The organism is Pseudomonas putida (genome assembly GCF_002025705.1).
GTDB classification, from domain to species: Bacteria; Pseudomonadota; Gammaproteobacteria; order Pseudomonadales; family Pseudomonadaceae; genus Aquipseudomonas; species Aquipseudomonas putida_J.
The window spans coordinates 1,927,932-1,949,515 of the sequence record NZ_CP018846.1; the positions used below are offsets into that span (position 1 = coordinate 1,927,932).

Below are 21,584 nucleotides of genomic sequence, written 5' to 3' on the forward strand. Positions count from 1 at the left end.
CGTCGACCGGCAAAAGACCCTGCTTGAGGTAATGGCATTGCTCGTCTTAACTGCTGGTTGTGAAGTGCATTCCCATAACCACTACAAGAGGCAATGCAATGGGAAACTCTACCAAAGTCCGCAAAGCTGACAGCAGCGTCGATGCCTGGGCGATCCTCTGCCTGATCGTCCTGGTGGTGGTCACTGCCGTGTATTGGGTCAGCCACCAGTGACTTGAAACTCAAGACCGTGATGCAGCCAGAGCGCCTGCGGGATGGATTCCCGCAGGCGTTTTCGTTTTATGGCAGAGCGTTCAGCGGGCCGTGAGGTGCAGCGCCAGTTGCACCAGGCCAATCAGCACGGCTATGAACACCAGGGTGAACAGCGTGCCCAGCGCGATGAAATGGCTGGCCTTGCCGTGGGTAAAGTCGCGGGCGCGGTTCTTGCCGCTCTGCACGCCGAAGGCGGCGGCAAGGATGCTGTGCAGCATCTGCCAGAAGGTCGGGGGCTTGCCCTGGCTGGGATCGTCCATGGTGGCTCCTGAAGAATCAGAGGCAATCAGGGACAGTGTAGGCAATGTGAGTGAGGTTGCCTGTGCCGATCCTTTCGCGGGCAAGCCCGCTCCCACAGGATCTCCACCGTCTCCAGGCTGGTGGTATTCCTGTGGGAGCGGGCTTGCCCGCGAAGAGGCAGGTGCGACTTAGCTGTCGTACCCGAGGTTAGGCGCCAACCAGCGCTCGCTCACGCTGATCTCCTGGCCCTTGCGTGCGCTATAGCGCTCGATCTGGTCCTTGTCGACCTTGCCCACGGCAAAGTACTGCGCCTGCGGATGGGCGAAGTACCAGCCGCTGACCGCCGCCGCCGGGAACATCGCGAAATGCTCGGTAAGGAACACGCCGCTCGGCCCGGTTTCGCCGATGGCAGTGCCATCGAGCAGGCGGAACAGGGTTTCTTTCTCGGTGTGGTCCGGGCACGCCGGGTAGCCCGGGGCAGGGCGGATACCGCTGTACTGCTCCTTGATCAGCGCCTCGTTGTCCAGGTGCTCGTCGCGGGCATAGCCCCAGTGCTCTTTACGCACCTGCTCGTGCAGCCATTCGGCGCAGGCCTCGGCCAGGCGGTCGGCCAGCGCCTTGACCATGATCGAGCTGTAGTCGTCGCCCTTGTCCTGGTACGCCTTGGCCACTTCCTCGGCACCGATGCCGGCGGTGGTGATGAAGCCGCCGACGTAGTCGGTGACGCCGCTGGCTTTTGGCGCGACAAAGTCGGCCAGGGACAGGTTCGGCTTGCCATCGGGCTTGATGGTCTGCTGGCGCAGGTGGTGCAGGGTGGCCAGGGCCTGGCCGTCCTCACCGTAGACTTCGATGTCGTCATCGGCGACCTGATTGGCCGGCCAGAAGCCGAACACCGCACGGGCACTGATCAGCTTCTCGCCGATCAGCTTGTCGAGCATCTCGCGGGCATCCTTGTACAGCGCGGTGGCCGCTTCGCCGACCACTTCGTCGGTGAGGATGCGCGGGAACTTGCCGGCCAGGTCCCAGGAGATGAAGAACGGGGTCCAGTCGATGTACTCGGCCAAGGTGCGCAGGTCGATGTCTTCCAGCACCTTGACTCCGGTGAAGGAGGGCACTGCTGGCTGGTAGCCGGCCCAGTCGTACTGTGGCTTGGCGGCGATGGCCTGGGCGTAGCTCAGGCGCTCGGTGCGGGCGCTGCGGTTGGCGGTGCGCTCACGCACTTCCACATAGTCCAGGCGGGTCTTCTCGACGAAGCCAGGTTTGAGCTCCTTCGACAGCAGCTGGGTAGCCACACCTACGGCGCGGGAGGCGTCGGTGACGTAGACCACGGCGTCGTTGCTGTACTTGGGCTCGATCTTGACCGCGGTGTGCGCCTTGGAGGTGGTGGCGCCGCCGATCATCAGTGGCAGGTGGAAGTCCTGGCGCTGCATTTCGCGGGCGACGTGGACCATCTCGTCCAGCGATGGGGTGATCAGGCCGGACAGGCCGATGATGTCGCACTTCTGTTCGCGGGCGGTCTGCAGGATCTTCTCGGCCGGCACCATCACGCCAAGGTCGACGATGTCGTAGCCGTTGCAGCCCAGCACTACACCGACGATGTTCTTGCCGATGTCGTGCACGTCACCCTTGACCGTGGCCATGAGGATCTTGCCCTTGGCTTCTGGCTTGTCGCCTTTTTCGGCTTCGATGAACGGGATCAGGTGCGCCACGGCCTGCTTCATCACGCGGGCCGACTTGACCACTTGCGGAAGGAACATCTTGCCGGCGCCGAACAGGTCGCCGACCACGTTCATGCCGTTCATCAGCGGCCCTTCGATAACCTCGATCGGGCGGGCGCACTGCTGGCGGCACTCTTCGGTGTCTTCGACGATGAAGGCGGTGATGCCTTTGACCAGCGCGTGTTCCAGGCGCTTTGCAACGGGCAGCGAGCGCCACTCTTCGTTTTCCACTTCCTTGGTCGCGCCACCGCCCTTGTAGTCGTCGGCAATCGCCAGCAGGGCGTCGGTGCCGTGCGGGGTGCGGTTGAGCACCACGTCCTCGACCTTCTCGCGCAGCGCAGCCGGGATCTCGTCGTAGATCTCCAGCTGGCCGGCGTTGACGATGCCCATGGTCAGGCCATTCTGGATCGCGTGGTAGAGGAACACCGAGTGGATCGCCTCACGCACCGGGTTGTTGCCGCGGAACGAGAACGACACGTTGGATACACCGCCCGAGCTCAGCGCGTGGGGCAAGTGGTCACGGATGTAGGCACAGGCCTCGATGAAATCGACGGCGTAGTTGTTGTGCTCTTCGATGCCGGTGGCGACGGCGAAGATGTTCGGGTCGAAGATGATGTCTTCCGGCGGGAAGCCGACTTCGTTGACCAGGATGTCGTAGCTGCGCTTGCAGATTTCCTTCTTGCGCGCGGCGGTATCGGCCTGGCCGACTTCGTCGAAGGCCATCACCACCACGGCGGCGCCATAGCGCTTGCACAGGCGGGCGTGGTGCTTGAACTGCTCGACGCCTTCCTTCATGGAGATCGAGTTGACGATGCCCTTGCCCTGGATGCACTTCAGGCCCGCTTCGATCACTTCCCATTTCGACGAGTCGATCATGATCGGCACGCGGGAGATGTCCGGCTCACCGGCGATCAGGTTGAGGAAGCGGACCATGGCGGCCTGGGAGTCGAGCATCCCTTCGTCCATGTTGATGTCGATCACCTGGGCGCCGGCTTCGACCTGCTGCAGGGCGACTTCCAGGGCTTCGGTGTAGTTCTCTTCGCGGATCAGCCGGGCGAACTTGGCGGAACCGGTGATGTTGGTGCGCTCACCGACGTTGACGAACAGCGACTGGCGGTCGATGGTGAACGGCTCCAGGCCCGACAGGCGGCAGGCCTTGGCGATTTCCGGAATCGCGCGCGGCCGGTACTTGGCCACGGCCTCGGCGATGGCCTGGATGTGGCCCGGGGTGGTGCCGCAGCAGCCGCCGATGATGTTGAGGAAGCCGCTGGCGGCGAACTCTTCGACCACCGCTGCCATTTCGGCCGGGGTTTCGTCGTATTCACCGAAGGCGTTCGGCAGGCCTGCGTTGGGGTGGGCGGACACGTGGGTGTCGGCCTTGGTCGCCAGCTCTTCCAGGTACGGGCGCAGGTCCTTGGCGCCAAGGGCGCAGTTCAGGCCCACGGAGATCGGCTTGGCATGGCGCACCGAGTTCCAGAACGCTTCGGTGGTCTGGCCCGACAGGGTGCGGCCGGAAGCGTCGGTGATGGTGCCGGAGATCATGATCGGCAGCTCGATGCCGTCGTCCTCGAACACCTGTTGCACGGCGAAGATCGCCGCCTTGGCGTTGAGGGTGTCGAAGATGGTCTCGATCAGGATCAGGTCGGCGCCGCCCTCGATCAGGCCGCGGGTGGCCTCGATGTAGTTCTCGACCAGTTCGTCGAAGGTGACGTTGCGGTAGCCAGGGTCGTTGACGTCCGGGGAGATCGAGCAGGTGCGGCTGGTCGGGCCAAGCACGCCGGCGACGAAGCGCGGCTTGTCCGGGGTTTCCAGGGTCTTGGCATCGGCCACCTGACGGGCGATGCGCGCACCCTCGACGTTCAGCTCGTACACCAGCGACTCCATGCCGTAGTCGGCCTGGGAGATCTGGGTGGCGTTGAAGGTGTTGGTTTCGAGGATGTCGGCGCCGGCATCCAGGTAGGCTTTCTCGATCGCGGCGATCACGTCCGGGCGGCTGAGCAGCAGCAGGTCGTTGTTGCCTTTCACGTCGCTTGGCCAATCGGCGAAGCGCGTGCCACGATAGTCGTGTTCCTCGAGGCGATAGCTTTGGATCATAGTACCCATGCCGCCGTCGAGGATCAGGATGCGCTCTTTGAGTGCGTGCTGGAGTGCTTGGAGACGAGCGCTGCGGTCGGACATAGGAACTACCTGGTCGGGCAAATATCAGAAGGTGCCGAATCATAACAAAGCTGCGCGGTTTTTAGGCGCATTGCCCATTTGCATGAATTCTGCTCATGTTGGGCTGGCGTTATGCAAACAGAGCACCCAAGGACGACCAGGCAAATCGTGATGGCTTTCAATTCTCAGGACTTTCCGCACATGGTGCATCGTATCCTTGTCAGCGTCTTCGCTCTGCTCATCAGCAGCGTGGCGTTCGGACAAGCCCCACAATCAAGCCCGGTCATCTCCTACACCCGGGATATCCAGCCGATCTTCACCGAGAAATGCGTGGCCTGCCACGCCTGCAACGATGCCGCCTGCCAGCTCAAGCTGGAAAGCCCCGAGGGCGCGGTGCGCGGCGCCACCAAGGTGCCGGTGTACCAGGGCGAGCGAAGCAAGGCAGTGCCCCCCACGCGGTTGTTCTACGACGCCCACAGTGAAGATGAGTGGCGCAAGAAGGGCTTCTATTCGGTGCTCGACAACCAGGGCAGCCAGGCGGCGCTGATGGCGCGCATGCTCGAATTGGGGCACAAGACCCCGCTCACGCCCAACGCCAAGCTGCCCGACGAGATCGTCCTGGGGCTCAACCGCAACAACATGTGCCCGTTGCCGGAAGAGTTCGACGCCTATGCCGGCGCCCACCCCAAAGAGGGCATGCCGCTGGCGGTGACCGGGCTGACCGACAAGGAATACGACACCATGCGCCGCTGGCTCGCTGCTGGCGCACCGGTCGAGTACCAGCCGATTCAGCCAAGCGCGGCCGAGGCCCGGCAGATCACTGACTGGGAAGAGCTGCTCAACCGCCCAGGTTCCACTGAGGCGCTGGTCGGCCGCTGGCTGTATGAACACCTGTTCCTGGCGCACATCTACTTTGTCGGTGGCGAGCCTGGCCACTTCTTCCAGTGGGTACGCTCGCGCACGCCAAGCGGCAAGCCGGTCGACATCATCGCCACGCGCCGCCCCAATGACCCGCCGGGTACCGACTTCTATTACCGCTTGGTCCCGGTGCAAGGCGTGATCGTGCACAAGACCCACATCACCTATCCGATGGGGCCGCAGAAGCTCAAGCGCGTCAAGCAGCTGTTCTACGCTGGTGACTGGCATGCCACCGCGCTGCCAGGCTATGGCCCGCGCCACCGGGCCAACCCGTTTGAAACCTTCGAGGCGATCCCGGCGGTGGCGCGCTACCAGTTCATGCTGGATAACGCCGAATACTTCGTGCGCACCTTCATCCGTGGCCCGGTGTGCCGCGGGCAGATCGCCACCGACGTGATCCGCGACAACTTCTGGGCGCTGTTCCAGGAGCCGGCCCACGACCGCTACATCACCGATGCCAAGTACCGCGGCGAAGCCACGCCGCTGCTGGCCATGCCCGGGCAGATCGATGACGTCGGCAGCGTGCTGAACCTGTGGCATGCCTACCGCGACAAGCGCAACGAGTACGAAAAACTGCGCCGCGAGGCTTACGCAGAAATGCCCGCGCCAGGTTGGGCAACTCTGTGGGCCGGCAACGACAACGCGCTGCTGAGCATCTTCCGCCACTTCGACAGCGCCTCGGTGACCAAGGGCCTGATCGGCGATGTGCCGTTGACCGTATGGCTGTTCGACTACCCGTTGTTCGAGCGCACCTACTACCAACTGGCGGTCAACTTCGATGTGTACGGCAACGTCTCGCACCAGTTGCAGACGCGGCTGTATTTCGACCTGATCCGCAATGGTGCCGAGGTCAACTTCCTGCGCCTGATGCCGGCCGACCAGCGCGGCAAGATCCTCGGTAGCTGGTACCAGAACAGCGGCAAGGTGAAGATGTGGATGGACTACGAGGACATCGACACCGACACCCCGAGCGGTATCAAGCTCGACCCGCGCGACCCCAAGCGCGACTTCGGCCTGAAACTGCTGCAGCGCACCGGCAGCCTGAACGCGGCGCCCGACCCGATCAACCGCTGCACCGGCGCGTACTGCTCGCGGCCGCAGATGAGCGAGGAGTTCCGTAATGTCGAGCAGTCGCTCAGCCGCCTGGTGTCGCGCCCGGCCGCCGGCCTGAAGGTGATCAGCCAGTTGCCCGAGGCGACCATGCTGCGCATCGAAGGCGAGGGCGGCCAACGCCAGGTCTACAGCCTGCTGCGCAACCGCGCGCACAGCAATGTGGCGTTCCTGCTGGGTGAGGCGTACCGCTACCAGCCTGGTCTGGATACCTTGACCCTGTACCCGGGCGTGCTCAGCAGCTACCCGAACTTCATCTTCAACATCCCGGCCAAGGATGTGCCGGAGTTCGTCGAGGATATGGAGTACGCCAAGGATGACGCGGCGAAGTTCGAGCGCATCGTCATGCGTTGGGGCGTGCGCCGCAGCCACCCTGAGTTCTGGCGCTACTTCCATGACCTGAACACCTACATCAAGGAGACCGAGCCGGTGGAGGCCGGGGTGCTGGACATGAACCGCTACGAGAACCTCTGATCGGGTCGGTTGACCTTTGCGAATACCTTACGGTCGGAACTGGTGGGTGGTCCGGGGGCTGCAAATAGCCCCCGAGGCCTCAATGCACCGGCAATCGCAGGGTATTCCATGCTGTATTCGCTTCAGGCACTGCGGGCGTTCGCCGCCTGGGTGGTGGTCTGCCACCACTTCATGCAGATCTTCTTCGACTTCCATGCCACCGGCCCCATCGGCCAACTGCTCACCGACCGCGGCGCTGTAGGCGTCGACATCTTCTTCGTCATCAGCGGGCTGGTCATCTACCTGTCGACCCGTGACAAACCCATCGAGCCGCGCCAGTTCCTGCTCAACAGGGCACTGCGTATCATCCCGGCCTACTGGTTCTATACCGCACTGATGGCGGCGCTGTTGCTGGCATTCAGCCAATGGATGCCGCACCAGGCCTTCAACTGGCATCACCTGTTGCTGTCGCTGCTGTTCATTCCCGCGGAAAACCCAGGCGGCTACGGCCTGTACCCGACCCTGAACGTGGGCTGGACGCTGAATTTCGAGATGTTCTTCTACCTGTTGTTCGGCCTGGCTTTCCTGGTTCGCCAGCGCCACCACTTGTTGCTGGTGACCGCTGCGTTGCTGCTGGTCAGTGAAGTGCTGGGGCGCATGGGCGTGCTTAGCCGCTTCTACAACAACGACATCATCTACGAGTTCCTGCTGGGCATTGGCCTGGGCGTGATGCATCGCCGCGGCCTGATCCGCGAAGGCCTGTGGCTGCCGCTGGCCGTGCTGGGCGTGGCAGGTTATGCGATCTACCACCTGGACGCGTCGCAACGCCTGCTGCACTGGGGCGTGCCAAGCGCCATGGTCGTGCTGGCGTTCATCGCCCTTGAGCCGTACTTCAAGGGCAATCGCCTGCTCAAGGCGCTGGGTGACTGTTCCTACTCGGTGTACCTGATCCACGTGCTGGTGCTGTACGCCGGTTGGTTTGCCAGCCAGCGTCTGGGCCTTAACCCGTACCTGGTATTCGCCTTGTGCGTACCGTCCATTGGACTAATGTCGTGGTTCAGCTATCAGTGGCTGGAGCGTGGCCTGTACCGGCGGATGCAGGCCTGGCTGGCGGCGCCACGGGGGCAAGCCCCGGAATTTGCGCTTTCCCGAGTCAAATACTAGGACTTTGTTCAAGGCCCAGGTTGGCGTACACTTGGCCGCAAGTCTGTGAGGAACTTCCATGAGCGCTATAACCATTACTGACGCCGCCCATGATTACCTGGCTGATCTGCTCTCCAAGCAGAACACGCCTGGCATTGGCATCCGTATTTTCATCACCCAGCCGGGCACCCAGTACGCCGAGACCTGCATCGCCTACTGCAAGCCGGGCGAAGAGAAGCCCGACGACGAACCCGTCGGCCTGAAGAGCTTTACCGCCTACCTTGACGCGGTCAGCGTGCCGTTCCTGGAAGATGCGCTGGTCGACTATGCCACCGATCGCATGGGCGGCCAGCTGACCATCAAGGCGCCGAACGCCAAGGTGCCGATGGTCAATGAAGACAGCCCGATCAACGAGCGTATCAACTACTACCTGCAGACCGAGATCAACCCGGGCCTGGCCAGCCACGGCGGCCAGGTAAGCCTGGTGGACGTGGTCGACGACGGCATTGCCGTGCTGCAGTTCGGTGGCGGCTGCCAGGGCTGCGGCCAGGCCGACGTGACCCTCAAGGAAGGCATCGAGCGCACCCTGCTCGAGCGCATTCCGGAGCTCAAGGGCGTGCGCGACGTGACTGACCACACGCAGAAAGAGAACGCCTACTACTGATCCAGACGCGGTCACTGTGTAGGAGCGGCCTCGCCGGGGCGCCGGACCGGTCGGAAAGGGCCGCATGGCGGCCCCGGCAATATCCGCTTCGCCGCCGACATCCCGGGGCTGCTGCGCAGCCCTTTCCGACCGGTCCGGCGCCCCGGCGAGGCCGCTCCTGCAACGACTGCGACAGGTCAAGGCCTAGCAACAAAGTGTTACGGATTCAACCCCTGCGACAACAGGCCGCAGCCCGTGTTTAAAGGGCTGCGGGCCATCACCGCCTTGGTCGGGTAGAAGCTCGCCGGGTGTCATGCCAGAATGCCCCGGTTTTTCGGCCGGCCCGCCCCGAGGGTCGGCACCTTCCCTTTAAAGGATGGTTTCATGAATGATCAGTTTACCCGGCGCGCGGTTGTCGCCGGGATGGGCGTTCTGGGGCTCGGCCTGCTGGCAGGTTGCAACCCGGCCCGAGGGCTCGAGTTCAAGTACGGCAAGAACATGAGCAACGAAATCCTTGGGCGCAAGTTCAGCCTCAAGGACCCCCAGGGCAACGTCCGCACCTTGTCGAGCTTCTACGGCAGCATGCCGATGATCTTCTTCGGTTTCACCCAGTGCCCGGCTGTCTGCCCGACTACCCTGGCGCGTGCGGCACAGATCAAGAAGCTGCTCAGGGGCCGCGACCGCGAGATCTTCCAGGTGGTGTTCATCACCCTGGACCCGGAGCGCGACACCCCGGAAGTACTCGATGCCTACGTCAAGGCCTTCGACCCGTCGTTCACCGCCCTGACCGGCACCCCGGAAGAAATCGCCGCGGTGGCCAAGGAATTCAAGGTGTTCTACGAGAAAGTCCCGGCCGGTGACACCTACACCATCTCTCACTCGTCCACCAGCTACGTCTACGATACACGTGGCACCCTGCGCCTGAGCCTGGGCCATTCGCTGAATGCCAAGGAATGCGCTGAAGACCTGGCTACCCTGATGGAGATTTGCTAATGGCTGTATCACTGCAACCAATCAAGCGCGGCCTGGCCGCCATTGCCCTGCTGAGCCTTGCCCTGCCAGCCCTGGCGCAGACTACCGTGAGCGATGCCTGGGTGCGCGCCAGCGTGCCGCACCAGCCGTCTACCGGCGCCTTCATGACCTTGACCGCCAGCACCGACAGCAAGCTGGTCGGCGTGGCTTCGCCGGTGGCCAAGACCGTGCAGGTGCACGAGATGACCATGAACGGCGACGTGATGGGCATGAAGGAAGTCAAGGCCGTGGAACTGCCTGCGGGCAAGCCGGTGAGCCTGGACCCCAATGGCTACCACGTGATGCTGATGGGCCTGACCCAGCAGGTGAAGGAAGGCGAGAAGGTACCGCTGACCCTGACCATCGAAGATGCCAAGGGCGCCAAGGAAACCGTCGAGGTGCAGGCAGAAGTACGCCCGCTCAACGCCGAAGCCGGCGGCGGGCACGATCACATGCACATGAACCACTGACCATCGAAAGGGCCGCATCAGCGGCCCTTTATCATTGCGCTGCGCGCTTCAGCTGCGAAAGCGTGGCAGCGGCCTGTCGAGGGTAAGCGAGGTCAGCGTCTTGCGGACCTGGGCCTCATCGGCCTCCAGCGCCTTGAGGCTGGCGCGGATCTTGCCCGCAGCGGGCACATCGCCCTGGCGGTCGATCCAGTCGGCAATTTCCTTGCAGGCACTGCTCAGGCAGGCTTGGCGCTGGTTCATCAGCGATATCAGGGTGGTGAGCTCTCTTTCGGACATGGCAGGATCCTCCGTTCTGCACTGTCAGTGTAGCAGTGGCTGCAGGGCTTGCCTGAGGCCTGGGGTCGCAGGTACTAGCTGTGCAGGCAGGCGCTGCGGTAGGCACCCGGCGTTACGCCATACGCCTGCTTGAACTGCCTGCTCAAGTGGCTCTGGTCGGCAAAACCCAGCGCAAACGCCACGTCAGAGGCTGCCAACCCGCTTTTCAGAAACTCCCTTGCCCGTGACAAGCGCCGTTGCTTCAGCCAGGCGTGGGGCGGCAGGCCGGTGGCCTGGCGGAACACCCGGGCAAAGTGGAATGGCGAAAGGTTGACCGCAGCGGCCAAGGCTTCCAGTGACGGCGGGTTCGCCAACTGGCTTTCCAGCAGGTCCCGCGCGCGTGCCACTGCCAGCGGTTCATTGCCGGGGGCTGTGGGTTCAGGGCAGTGGCCGTGGCGCTGCACCAGGGCCAGTACCGCCTGGCGCCAGGCGGTCTGTTGCTCCAGGGCGCTGGCACCGGCTTCCGACAGCTGGTGCAGTTGGCTGAAAGCCCGCGCCAGGGCTGGGTCCTGGATCACGCTGTCGTTGAAGCGCGGCATCCCGTGGCGGCCCAGTTCCAGTTCATCCAGCACGCCGGTGACCCGCTCATGCTCCGGATAGAAACCCCGGTAGCGCCAGCCGGCTTCGTGGGCGGTGGCGCCGGTGTGCAGTTCGTCCGGGTTGATCAGCACCATGCTGCCAACCGGCGCCAAGTGCTCGCTGCCGCGGTGCCAGAAGCGCTGCGCGCCCGACTCGATCACGGTGAACACGTAGCCTTCATGCACATGCGGGGCAAAGCGCTGCTGGAAGTAGCGCGCGTGCAGCATCTCGACGTCGCCGAGGGCCGGCGCCTGCCAGAGGTGGGTCTGTTCGCGCAGGGGCGTGCTCATGCCAGCCAGCTGCGCAGCAGGAAGAAGATCAACATGCTCACCAGCATGCTCAGCAATACGCTGCGGGTCAACAGTACCAGCGCAATGGCAACCAGCGCGCCGAGCAGGTAGGGGTTGAGCGGGCTCAGGTCGAGTTGGTGTCCAGGCAGGAAAATGATCGGCCCGCAGATCGCAGTGAGCATGCCGGGCACGGCAAAGCCGAGGAACTGCCGGGCGTTGGAGCTCAGGCGCAGGGGCAGGCGCGGCTCCAGGAAGGCGTAGCGGTTGAGGAATACCACGGCGCCCATGGCAAAGATCAATAGCCAGATCATGCGCGGCCTCCGGTGAATTTCTGACAGAAGAAGCCTGCGGCCATGCCCAGCAAGCCCGCAGCGACCAGTGCGGTTTCCCAGTGCCAATAGCTGAACAGTACCGAGCAGAACAGCGACACCGCCACGCACACCACGGTGGCGAGGTTGCGCACCAGCGGTGCAATCAGCGCGACGAAGGTAGCGACGATGGAAAAGTCCAGGCCCAGTTGATCGAGGTGCGGGATGTTCTGGCCCAGTACGATGCCGGCCAGGGTGAACAGGTTCCAGGCAATGTAGAAGGTCAGGCCCACGCCGAGTGCGTACCAGCGGTTGAACTGCTGCTGGTCGTAGTGGCTGGTGAGGGCGAAGAATTCGTCGGTGAGCAGAAAGCCCAGTCCCAGCCGCCAGCGCAACGGCTGGTTCGACAGCACGGGGCGCATGGACAGGCCATAGAGCAGGTGCTGGGACGTCAGCAGCAGGGTGGTGAGCAGGATCGAAAGCAGGCTGGCCCCACCCTTGAGCATGCCGATGGCCACCAGTTGTGCGGCACCGGCGAAGACGATCGCCGACAGGCCCTGGCCTTGCCAGGCGCTGAGGTTGGCCTCGATGGCCATGGAGCCGGCGAGCAGGCCCCAGGGGGCGACTGCCAGGGACAGCGGCAGGATGGCAATGGCGCCGTGCAGGAAGGCTTGGCGGGCGACGGGGGGACTGCTGGGCATGATGGCTGCGACACTGTTTGCAAGGTAGGGCAGCATGACAGAGCTGTGGGGCGGGTGGCTTGAACGATCTTGCTTGTTTGCTGCCTGCCCCGGCCTCTTCGCGGCTGAAGCCGCTCCTACGGGGATAGTGTCAACCTGTAGGAGCGGCTTCAGCCGCGAAGGGCCGGGGCAGGCGGTTATCGCTTGCTCAACCGATGCTGCGCCGCCACGCAGCCATTGATGTCCACGGCCTTCTGCAGCAGTGCCTGGCGATGCTGCGGATCAAGATTGCTCAGCAATCGGTAGACCTCGGCCTGGTAGTCGCGCTGGCGCCCCCATTGCATTTGCAACCCCTGCGGGTGGCTACGGCTGCAAGCCAGGCGTGTGGCCGGCTGCGGGTAGTAGGGGGCGTACAGCGTCGCCATGCTCGGGACCGCTTCGAGGGCTTCGCGGTAGGCCGGGCTGGCATTGTAGGGTGGGCACCAGGCAGCAATCGCTGTTGCCGGTGGTGCGAAACCCTGATTCAGGCTGGCTTCCAGCAGTGGGCAGGCGGCATCGGCGATCTGCGCTGCAGGCAGGTAAGTGGTGTAGTACAGCGCCAGGCGATACTGAGCCACTGGGTGGCCAAGTTCTACCGATTTTTTCAGCAAGGCCACCGCCGTCGGCAAGGTTTGCGCCATTGCCCGGCCCTGGCGATTGAGCTCCGGGTCGCCACCCATGGCCGTGCGCAGCGTGCTGTTGTCGTCCTGGTTGTCGGCCTGCTCCAGCAGCGGCAGCGCCTGGCGGTAAAGCAGATCGGCGTGTGGGTCGATGCGTACTTCGAGCGCGTTCACGGCCGCCGGTGCCAGCGCGATGAAGAGGGCCGGTGCCAGCGCGACACGGCTCACAGGCGTGCCCCGAGCAACGAACGGGGCCGGCAGGCTGCCAGGCAGGAATGGACGGCTTGAGGATTGATCACAACTGCGCGTACGCCTCGGGCGAATCGGAACGACGGGGTATTCTAGCCAAGCGCGGGCTGAAACCGAAACCCCGACGGTCAGCTGTCAGACCAGCTTGATCGGTGTGACCTTGCGTTGAGCGTGTCGTTCCTGGGCCAGCCCCAGTTTGGCGGTGATCACCTTGGCCAGCGCATTGTTGCCCAGGTCGTTCAGGTGCAGGCGGTCGACGAACAGGTCGGCGCCGAATACCGGCGAGCTGCTGAGCATGCTGTTCATGTCATAGCAGGGCACGGGGTCCGCCTGGCTCTTGATGCGGCGGAAGAAGGCCATGTGCAGTTGGCTGTCGAATGCGCCTTCAAGCAGGCGATCGAAGTTCGTCGGTTGCTGCTGCAGTGCGGCCAGCATCGCTTGCTCGCCCGCTGGCAGGGTTTCCCGGCACCAGGGCAGCAAGGGTTGAAGGATGAAGGTCAACGTGGCGTGGCTGTCAGCCAGCATCCGCTCCCATTGGCGCAAGGTGCGGCCGATGCTGTCGGCCGCTCGAGCCAGGCGTTTTTCCGGGGCGGACAGCGGCCAGACGGGGACAGGTTCGTTGCGCCGCGGTGCCAGTGCCTGGCCCAGGCGTTGCCACAGCGACGCCCGGTGAGCCGGGCCAACAGGCGGCATGCCCTCGTTGAAACTGTTCAGGTAAGCCTGGTGCGCCTTGGCCTGTTGTGGGTCATGCGGGCCGGCCAGGATTTCGCCGAGGGCTTCATGGGCCAAGGTGTTCAGGCCGCTGAGCAGCACCACATGGCCCACTTCGCCGAAGCGGTGCTGGTGGGTCAGGAACATCAGCAGTTCCTGGCTGGCGTTGAGCCCGCAGCCGGCCAGGCTCAGCCATACCTCACCGGTCAGCATCGACAGGTGCGAGGCCACCGTATGTTCATCGGAGCTGGCACCGATGCCCATGGCGGTCGAACCGCCGACCAGCAGGTTGATGCGTGGTGCACCGCCGCGTTCGGCGGCGGAGAAGCGCTTGCCGGCGCAATGGCTGTAGCGCAGGCCGAGTGCATCGGTGTTGATGGTGCCCGAGCGGTAACCGCTCTCGTGCACATGCAGGGTGTGCGGTGCGCGGCGGTTGCCCAGCAGCAGAAAGCGCTGGTAGTCCAGGTGCAGTGGCGAAGTGAGGCCCGGAACGTGTGTGGCGGTTACGGACGGTGTCATGGGCGCTCCTTCTTGGCTGGCTTAGCCAGGGCTGTCAGCCCGCCAGTTCTTTGAGGTTATAGGCCAGACCACCGGCGGCGATCAGTAGCAGGACGACCCCCGAGGCCAGGGAAATCATGCGGTTGCTGCGCTGCGAAGTGATCTTGCCGATGGCGAAGATGTAAAGACTGAGCACGGCGAAATCGATCAGCACCCACAACAGCGACAGCACCACCATGCTCTTGCCGAACGATTCGGTGATCTGGATGAACTGCGGGAAGAAGGCGATGAAGAAGATGATGTCCTTCGGGTTGGAAATGCCCACCATGAAGCCTTGCCACAAACCACCGCGCCCGGCCTTGGCTGGCTGGATATCGGCCTCTTCGACGGCAGGTGCCTGCAGGCACTCGCGCAAGGTGCCGACGGCGATGTAGCCGATGAACAGGCAGCCCAGCAGGCTCATGCCGCTGAGCCAGGCCTTGTCGATGGCCGCACTGGTCAGGATGACCCACGCAGCGGCGCCGATCAGCACCAGTGACGCCCAGTTGGTGCCGACGGCGGTGAAGATGGCCTTGCGCGAGCCGGAGGCTGCGGCGGTGTTGACGATCAGCGCCACCACCGGGCCCGGGGTGGCGATCAACAGCAGGACGGTGAGTGCGTAAGTCAGTGTCAGTGCGGTATTCACGGTCAGTTCTCGATCAGAGTGTCAGGTGTCGCATGGGCGTGGGCATGAAAGGGGCAGCGCGACGGATTGAGCGAGCCGGCTTCCTGCAGTTGGTACTGCTTCCATTCGAAGTTGTCGTCCTGGCCAAAGAAGCCCAGGGTTTCGGGCATGACCCCGTCGTTGTAATGGCGCACACGATCACGAATGCGGGCGCGAATACGTTGCCCGCTTTCGGTGCTGGCGTTGGCCACTTCGTCGAAGTTCTCCCGCGGGTTGATGACGAACGTGATCTGCGGGCCAAGGTTGCGGCTTTTCATTTGCTGGTGGCCGGGGAAGTTCATGTTGATGAACAGCGGCATGCCGGCGTAGCAGAACGACCAGGCGTTGTCGTGCGGGTCGGTGGGGATCGCCTGTGGCCAGGGATGCGGGTCACGGGCGTGGACCCCGCGCAGTACTTTCCAGGCCAGTGCCTGTTGTTCGGCCAGGCTGCTGTCGGTGGCGGTTTCGAGAAACACCACCAGCGGGCTGCCGATGCGCTGCTTGATCGGCACGGGAGTAATGGTGCGGACATACTCCGCCAGGCCCTGGGCGATATCATCGGCCAGTTGCTCGGCACGGGCGAAGAGGATGTGGCAGGATGCGCCAGCTACCGCTTTGCGCCCGAACAGGCAAGGAAAGTCGGGGTTGGCGAGTACGCTGCGAAAATGTTGTATGGTTTGGTGCGTCCAGTGCTGAGAGTTCCGTACATGTTCATCGGCCAGCTCTAGCGCATCCAGGCGATAGCAGTTTCCATAAACCGTAAACATGATTTCCCCAGGAGATTCAAGTAAGAGAGAGTTCCACTCATATGCAGGCAGGTTGGTTACTTATCTTTGTTATTTACCTGCATTTTCTGAGACGCTCTTCACGTTGTAAAACGCGTGGAACTATGACCTACTATTAGTCTTACTCATGCTTCGAGGGTGCCATGTCGGAACGGATTCAAGCTTTGCACGCCCTGCGTGCCTTCGAGGTGGCCTCGCGCTACGGCTCGTTCACCCGCGCCGCCGAGGAGCTGGCCTTGACCCAGGGAGCGGTCAGCCATCACATCAAGACGCTCGAATCCATGTTCGGCTGCGACCTGTTCGAGCGCCGTGGCCCCAAGTTGAGCCTCACCGAGCATGGGCGGCTGCTGGCCCAGGAGTTGAAGGTCGGGTTCAAGATCATCGAGAACGCCTGTGCGCTGCTGCGCCAGGACCGCTACGGGCTGCGTTTGAAAGCGCCCTCGACACTGACCGTGCGCTGGCTGCTGCGGGCGCTGGACGGCTTCAAGAAGCTCGAAGACAACTGCAGCGTGCAGCTGTCGAGCGTGTGGATGGACATCGACTCGGTGGACTTCTATTCCGAGCCCTACGACTGCGCCATCCTTCTGGCCAACGGCCGTTTCCCGGCCGATGTCGAGAGCGTCAAGCTGTTCGATGAATGGCTGATTCCGGTGTGCCACCCGGACTACATGGCACAAGCGCAACCGGTGCTGGCCGACCTGCGCCAATGTGAATTCCTGCACCCGTCACCGGACCGCCGCGACTGGCGACGCTGGCTGGCGCGCATGGATGCGCTGGACATCAGCATCGATCAGGGCCAGGTGTTCGATACCCTCGACCAAGGCATCTCGGCTGCACAGCAGGGTCTCGGCATTTCGGTGGTCGACCTGGTGCTGGCCAGTGCCGACCTCGCTGCCGGGCGCCTGGTGACGCCGTTCAAGCATGCGGTGTCGACCGGTGACGGTTATTACATGACCTGGCTCAAGAGCAGCCCCAAGGCGCGGCAGATGCACAAGCTGCGCGACTTCCTGCTCGGCCAGGTGCCGCCGCTGGGTTACAAGGACATCAACTACCTGTACGGCTGAACACGCGCTCCAGCATGAAGTCGATGAACACCCGCAGCTTGGGTGGCACGTGGCGCCCGGACGGCCACAGCAGGTAGAAGCTGCCGCGCCGTTCGATGAAGCCGTCAAGCACGCTCACCAAGGTGCCAGCGGCCAGCTCGCGACGCACGCTGAAGTCCGGCAGGCAGGTGATGCCGCGGTGGTTGAGGGCGAAGCAGATACGCGTCTCGACATGGTTGCAGACCATCGAGATGGGGATGTCGTAGCCCTGTTCCGGGTGCTCCTGGCGCAGCGGCCAGGTTTCCAGCTTGCCGTTGCTGGGGAAGCGGTAATGCAGGCAGGTGTGTGCGCCGAGTTCGCGCGGGTGCAGCGGCGTACCACGCGTGCGCAGGTACTCGGGCGAGGCCACCAGGCAGTGCTGGAAGTGCCCGAGAAACTTGGCGTTGAGCCGCGAGTCCAGCGGTTGGCCGCCGCGCATCACCACATCGAAGCCTTCGCCGACGATATCGACCATGCGGTCGGTGAACTCCAGGTCCAGCTCCACCTGCGGGTAGCGTTCCATGAATTCGGCCAGAGCCGGCATCACCAGCCCGGTCACCTGGGGCAGGCTTACGCGCAGGCGGCCGCGTGGTGTTTCACTGGCCTGCGACAGTTCCTGTTCGGTGGCCTCGATCTCGGCCAGGATGCGCCGGCTGCGCTCGAGAAACAGCGTCCCCTCGGCGGTCAGGGTGATGCTGCGGGTACTGCGGTGGAACAGGCGTACACCCAGGCGTCCCTCAAGGCGCGCCACACGCTTGCCCACGGCCGAGGCACTGATCCCCAGCGACTGGCCGGCGGCGACGAAGCTGCGGGTTTCGGCGACCCGGTTGAAGACCACGAAGCCGCTGAGGCTGTCCATTCTGTGCTCCTGATTGCGGACATCCATGTCCTGGGTGAGCGGTATTGTAACCGTCTTTTTCCGCAATACGGGGCCTTGCAGACTGTCGGCCTTGATCGAAACCACAAGGCATCCTGAAATGTCCCAGACATCCACTGCTTCTCTGCCCCGTGCCGAGCGCCTGCCCTTGAGCGGGCTGCTGGCACTGGCCATGACCGGCTTCATCGCCATACTCAGCGAGACCCTTCCGGCGGGCCTGCTCGACCAGATCGCCGATGGCATGCACATCAGCCAGGCCATGGCCGGGCAATGGGTGACTGCATACGCACTGGGTTCGTTGCTGACAGCCATCCCGCTGGTGAGCCTGACCCAAGGCTGGTACCGGCGCCGAGCGCTCTTGCTGGCCATTGTCGGTTTTGTGCTGTTCAACGGCCTGACCGCCGTTTCGCCTTCCAACACCCTGACCCTGTTGCTGCGCTTTCTCACCGGCGCCGCTGCCGGGCTGGCCTGGGGCCTGATTGCCGGGCATGCCCGGCGCATGGTGCCAGCAGCACTGCAGGGGCGGGCGATGGCCGTGGCCATGCTCGGCCAGCCGATTGCGCTGTCGTTGGGTTTGCCGATTGCCACATGGCTGGGAGCGGCGCTTGGCTGGCGCGCCACCTTCGCCGTGGTCACGCTGGTGGCGTTGCTGTTGGTGGCGTGGGTGCTCAAAGCTGTGCCTGATTATCCAGGGCAGGTCTTCGGCAAGCGCCCATCCGCGTTGCAGGTACTACGTACGCCAGGCGTGGCCCTGGTGCTGTTGGTGATCCTCACCTGGGTCCTCGGCCACAATATTCTCTACACCTACATCGTGCCGTTGCTGGCCGCAGCGGGCATGGCGACCGATATCGGCCAGGTGCTGATGCTGTTCGGTCTCTCGGCGCTGGCGGGCATCGGCCTGGTGGGCCTGCTGGTCGATCACCACCTGCGCAGGCTGGTCGTACTGAGCCTGGCAGGGTTTGCCCTGGCCACCCTGTTGCTGGGGCAGGCCTCGCCCTGGGCCATCTACCTGAGCGTTGCACTATGGGGGGTGACCTACGGCGGTGCGCCGACTCTGTTGCAGACCGCCTGCGCCGATGCGGCGGGTGAGGGTGGTGATGTTGCGCAATCGATGCTGGTGACGGTGTGGAACAGCGCCATTGCCCTGGGTGGGATCGTCGGTGGCCTGTTGTTGGCCGGGGTGGGTGTCGAGGCATTCGGCAGTGTGGTGTTGGCACTGGTCGCAATCGCCTTGCTGGTGGTACTGGCAGCGCGCAGAAGCGGCTTCGTGGCGGGGCCGCGCTAGCGTAGAATCGTCCTTTTAAGCAGAGGTCGACGCGGTGGAGTTGCAGCAGGGCTTTGTCCTGACCCGGCATTGGCATGACACGCCCGATGGCACCTGCGTGGAATTCTGGCTGGCCACAGATGCCGGGCCACGGCTATTGCGCCTGGCTACCCAGGAATCAGTGGCCTTCATCCCGCAGGCGCAGGCCGAACACGCTCGGGTATTGTTGGCCAAGGAAGAGGGCGCGCAGCTCAAGCCGCTGCGCTTGAAAGACTTCGACCAGCGCCCCATGCTCGGCCTTTATACCCGCCAACACCGTCAGCTGATGCAGCTGGAGCAGCGCCTGCGCACCGCCGGCATCGATGTGTTCGAGGCTGATATCCGACCCCCGGAGCGCTACCTGATGGAGCGCTTCATCACTGCCCCGGTGCAGTTCACCGGCACGGTGGATGAGCACGGTGTGTACTGCGACGCCCAGCTCAAACCGTGCCCGGATTACCGCCCAGCCTTGCGCCTGGTGTCGCTGGACATCGAGACCAGCGAACGCGGTGAGCTTTACAGCATCGCGCTTGAAGGTTGTGGCCAGCGCCAGGTGTACATGCTCGGCCCGCCCAACGGCGAAGCTGGCGACCTGGATTTCGACCTGCGCTACTGTGCCGACCGGGCCGAGTTGCTGGCATGCCTCAACCAGTGGCTGGCCGAGCACGATCCAGATGCGATCATCGGCTGGAACCTGATCCAGTTCGACCTGCGCCTGCTGCACGAGCACGCCAAGCTGTTGCAAGTGCCGCTGGCGCTGGGGCGCAACGGCGCACCGATGACCTTGCGCAGCCATGCCGGTGGTGGCCACGTGTTCGCCGATGCCCCGGGGCGCCTGCTGATCGACGGCATCGAAGCGCTGCGCTCGGCGACCTGGAGCTTCCCCTCGTTCAGCCTCGAGAGCGTCGCGCAGACCTTGCTCGGCGAAGGCAAGGCCATCGACACGCCGTACCAGCGCATGGACGAGATCAACCGCCGCTTCGCCGAGGACAAGCCTGCGCTTGCCCGCTACAACCTCAAGGACTGCGAGCTGGTCACGCGGATCTTTGCCCACACCCGGCTGCTCGACTTCCTGCTGGAGCGTTCGTCGGTCACAGGCCTGGCGGTGGACCGCAGTGGCGGTTCGGTCGCCGCATTCTGCCACCTGTATATCCCACACATGCACCGCATGGGCTTTGTCGCGCCCAGCCTTGGCAGCCGCCCGGAAGAAGCCAGCCCCGGCGGTTTCGTCATGGACTCGCGGCCAGGGCTGTACGACTCGGTGCTGGTTCTCGACTACAAAAGCCTGTATCCCTCGATCATCCGCACCTTCCTGATCGACCCGGTCGGCTTGGTCGAGGGCTTGCGCCTGGCCGATGACGAGCATTCGGTGGAAGGCTTTCGCGGTGGGCGTTTTTCGCGCACCGAGCATTGCCTGCCGGCCATCGTCGAGCGCGTATGGCAGGGTCGGGAAGCGGCCAAGCGCGAGGGCAACGCGCCGCTGTCGCAAGCGCTGAAGATCATCATGAATGCCTTTTACGGCGTGCTCGGCTCCAGTGGTTGCCGGTTCTTCGACCCACGCCTGGCCTCATCGATCACCATGCGTGGCCACCAGATCATGCGCCAGACCCGCGCACTGATCGAGGCGCAGGGTTACGAGGTGATCTACGGCGATACCGACTCCACCTTCGTCTGGCTCAAGGGCGCCCATGGCGAAGAGGCGGCGGCGCGTATCGGCCATGATCTGGTGGCGCTGGTCAACCAATGGTGGCGCGAGCACCTGCTGGCAACCTTGAAGCTGGAAAGTGCGCTGGAGCTGCAGTTCGAGGTGCATTACCGGCGGTTCCTGATGCCGACAATCCGCGGTACAGATGAGGGCAGCAAGAAGCGTTACGCCGGGCTGGTGCGGCGAGCAGACGGCAGCGAAGGCATGGTCTACAAGGGGCTGGAGTCGGTCCGTACCGACTGGTCGCCGTTGGCCCGCCAATTCCAGCAAGCGCTGTACGAGCGTGTCTTCCGGGGCCAGCCGTATCGCGACTATGTGCGCGGCTTCGTGCAGCAGACCCTGGCCGGTGAACTGGACGAGCTGCTGATCTATCGCAAGCGCCTGCGTCGCCCGTTGGCCGACTACCAGCGCAACGTCCCACCGCACGTGCGCGCGGCGCGCCTGGCCGATGAATACAACAGCCGCCTGGGCCGTGCCCGGCAATACCAGAATGGCGGCTGGATCAGCTACGTAATCACCACGGCGGGCCCTGAGCCGATGGAGAACCGCCAGTCGCCAATCGACTACGAGCACTACCTGAGTCGTCAACTGCAGCCGGTGGCAGATGCCATTCTGCCGTTTGTGGGTGATGATTTCTCGGCGTTGACCGACCGGCAACTGCTCTTGTTCTGAGTGGGTGCGTTAGCTATCTGACACCTCGCCCAAGGTGCCCGACATAGGCTGCCT

At 63.8% G+C, this 21,584-nt stretch carries 19 protein-coding genes; 8 read left to right on the forward strand and 11 right to left on the reverse strand.

From position 1 onward, the window contains the following. Positions 1-292: 292 nt before the first annotated feature. Positions 293-511, reverse strand: coding sequence for a DUF2970 domain-containing protein (locus BUQ73_RS08750; RefSeq protein WP_027919851.1), 219 nt, complete (start codon positions 509-511; stop codon positions 293-295). Between the two features lie 168 nt (positions 512-679). Then, on the reverse strand, positions 680-4,387 hold the full coding sequence (metH, locus tag BUQ73_RS08755; RefSeq protein ID WP_079227480.1) for a methionine synthase: 3,708 nt from the start codon (positions 4,385-4,387) through the stop codon (positions 680-682). A gap of 180 nt (positions 4,388-4,567) precedes the next feature. Here metH and BUQ73_RS08765 point away from each other — a divergent pair, with 180 nt between their 5' ends. From BUQ73_RS08765 to BUQ73_RS08785, 5 genes are all read left to right on the forward strand, one after another. Continuing rightward, positions 4,568-6,868, forward strand: coding sequence for a fatty acid cis/trans isomerase (locus BUQ73_RS08765; RefSeq protein WP_079227481.1), 2,301 nt, complete (start codon positions 4,568-4,570; stop codon positions 6,866-6,868). A gap of 108 nt (positions 6,869-6,976) precedes the next feature. Further along, positions 6,977-8,011, forward strand: a complete 1,035-nt coding sequence (locus tag BUQ73_RS08770; protein WP_079227482.1) for an acyltransferase family protein — start codon at positions 6,977-6,979, stop codon at positions 8,009-8,011. Positions 8,012-8,069: 58 nt separating this feature from the next. Then, positions 8,070-8,654 carry a Fe-S biogenesis protein NfuA gene (gene nfuA / locus BUQ73_RS08775; protein ID WP_027919855.1) on the forward strand — a complete coding sequence of 195 codons (585 nt, stop codon included), beginning with the start codon at positions 8,070-8,072 and terminating at the stop codon, positions 8,652-8,654. A 363-nt stretch (positions 8,655-9,017) separates the two neighbouring features. Further along, complete coding sequence (locus BUQ73_RS08780) at positions 9,018-9,626, forward strand: SCO family protein (protein WP_060511040.1); 609 nt, start codon at positions 9,018-9,020, stop codon at positions 9,624-9,626. After that, on the forward strand, positions 9,626-10,114 hold the full coding sequence (locus tag BUQ73_RS08785) for a copper chaperone PCu(A)C (protein WP_079227483.1): 489 nt from the start codon (positions 9,626-9,628) through the stop codon (positions 10,112-10,114). The genes BUQ73_RS08780 and BUQ73_RS08785 overlap by 1 nt, the downstream gene beginning before the upstream one ends. 48 nt (positions 10,115-10,162) lie before the next feature. On the opposite strand, the gene BUQ73_RS08790 is transcribed toward BUQ73_RS08785, so the two are convergent. From BUQ73_RS08790 to BUQ73_RS08825, 8 genes are all read right to left on the reverse strand, one after another. After that, positions 10,163-10,390: a hypothetical protein gene (locus tag BUQ73_RS08790; protein WP_027593874.1), complete on the reverse strand. Its 228-nt coding sequence runs from the start codon at positions 10,388-10,390 to the stop codon at positions 10,163-10,165. A gap of 74 nt (positions 10,391-10,464) precedes the next feature. Then, a complete protein-coding gene (locus BUQ73_RS08795) occupies positions 10,465-11,298 on the reverse strand; it encodes an AraC family transcriptional regulator (RefSeq protein ID WP_079227484.1) in 834 nt (277 codons plus the stop codon). Further along, positions 11,295-11,609: an AzlD domain-containing protein gene (locus BUQ73_RS08800; RefSeq protein WP_079227485.1), complete on the reverse strand. Its 315-nt coding sequence runs from the start codon at positions 11,607-11,609 to the stop codon at positions 11,295-11,297. The genes BUQ73_RS08795 and BUQ73_RS08800 overlap by 4 nt, the downstream gene beginning before the upstream one ends. Then, positions 11,606-12,307 carry an AzlC family ABC transporter permease gene (locus BUQ73_RS08805; RefSeq protein ID WP_152031528.1) on the reverse strand — a complete coding sequence of 234 codons (702 nt, stop codon included), beginning with the start codon at positions 12,305-12,307 and terminating at the stop codon, positions 11,606-11,608. Before BUQ73_RS08805 ends, BUQ73_RS08800 begins: the two co-directional genes overlap by 4 nt. Before the next feature lie 176 nt (positions 12,308-12,483). Then, positions 12,484-13,173 (reverse strand): hypothetical protein, encoded by a 690-nt coding sequence (locus BUQ73_RS08810; RefSeq protein WP_079227487.1) that lies wholly within the window; start codon positions 13,171-13,173, stop codon positions 12,484-12,486. A gap of 156 nt (positions 13,174-13,329) precedes the next feature. Beyond that, positions 13,330-14,424 carry a hypothetical protein gene (locus BUQ73_RS08815; RefSeq protein ID WP_079227488.1) on the reverse strand — a complete coding sequence of 365 codons (1,095 nt, stop codon included), beginning with the start codon at positions 14,422-14,424 and terminating at the stop codon, positions 13,330-13,332. A gap of 34 nt (positions 14,425-14,458) precedes the next feature. Beyond that, complete coding sequence (locus tag BUQ73_RS08820) at positions 14,459-15,088, reverse strand: LysE family translocator (protein ID WP_079227489.1); 630 nt, start codon at positions 15,086-15,088, stop codon at positions 14,459-14,461. Between the two features lie 2 nt (positions 15,089-15,090). After that, on the reverse strand, positions 15,091-15,873 hold the full coding sequence (locus BUQ73_RS08825; protein WP_079227490.1) for a YqcI/YcgG family protein: 783 nt from the start codon (positions 15,871-15,873) through the stop codon (positions 15,091-15,093). Positions 15,874-16,034: 161 nt separating this feature from the next. Between BUQ73_RS08825 and BUQ73_RS08830 the strand changes: the two genes are divergently transcribed. Beyond that, entirely contained in the window at positions 16,035-16,955 is a 921-nt protein-coding gene (locus BUQ73_RS08830; protein ID WP_079227491.1) for a LysR substrate-binding domain-containing protein, read from the forward strand. Here the strand turns inward: BUQ73_RS08830 and BUQ73_RS08835 are convergent. Continuing rightward, the gene (locus BUQ73_RS08835) at positions 16,936-17,832 is read right to left on the reverse strand and encodes a LysR family transcriptional regulator (RefSeq protein WP_079227492.1); all 897 of its coding nucleotides are present in this window, start codon (positions 17,830-17,832) and stop codon (positions 16,936-16,938) included. The genes BUQ73_RS08830 and BUQ73_RS08835 overlap by 20 nt on opposite strands. A 118-nt stretch (positions 17,833-17,950) precedes the next feature. Between BUQ73_RS08835 and BUQ73_RS08840 the strand changes: the two genes are divergently transcribed. Beyond that, complete coding sequence (locus BUQ73_RS08840; RefSeq protein WP_079227493.1) at positions 17,951-19,135, forward strand: MFS transporter; 1,185 nt, start codon at positions 17,951-17,953, stop codon at positions 19,133-19,135. A 34-nt stretch (positions 19,136-19,169) separates the two neighbouring features. After that, positions 19,170-21,530 carry a DNA polymerase II gene (locus tag BUQ73_RS08845; protein WP_079227494.1) on the forward strand — a complete coding sequence of 787 codons (2,361 nt, stop codon included), beginning with the start codon at positions 19,170-19,172 and terminating at the stop codon, positions 21,528-21,530. The last annotated feature ends 54 nt before the right edge of the window (positions 21,531-21,584 follow it).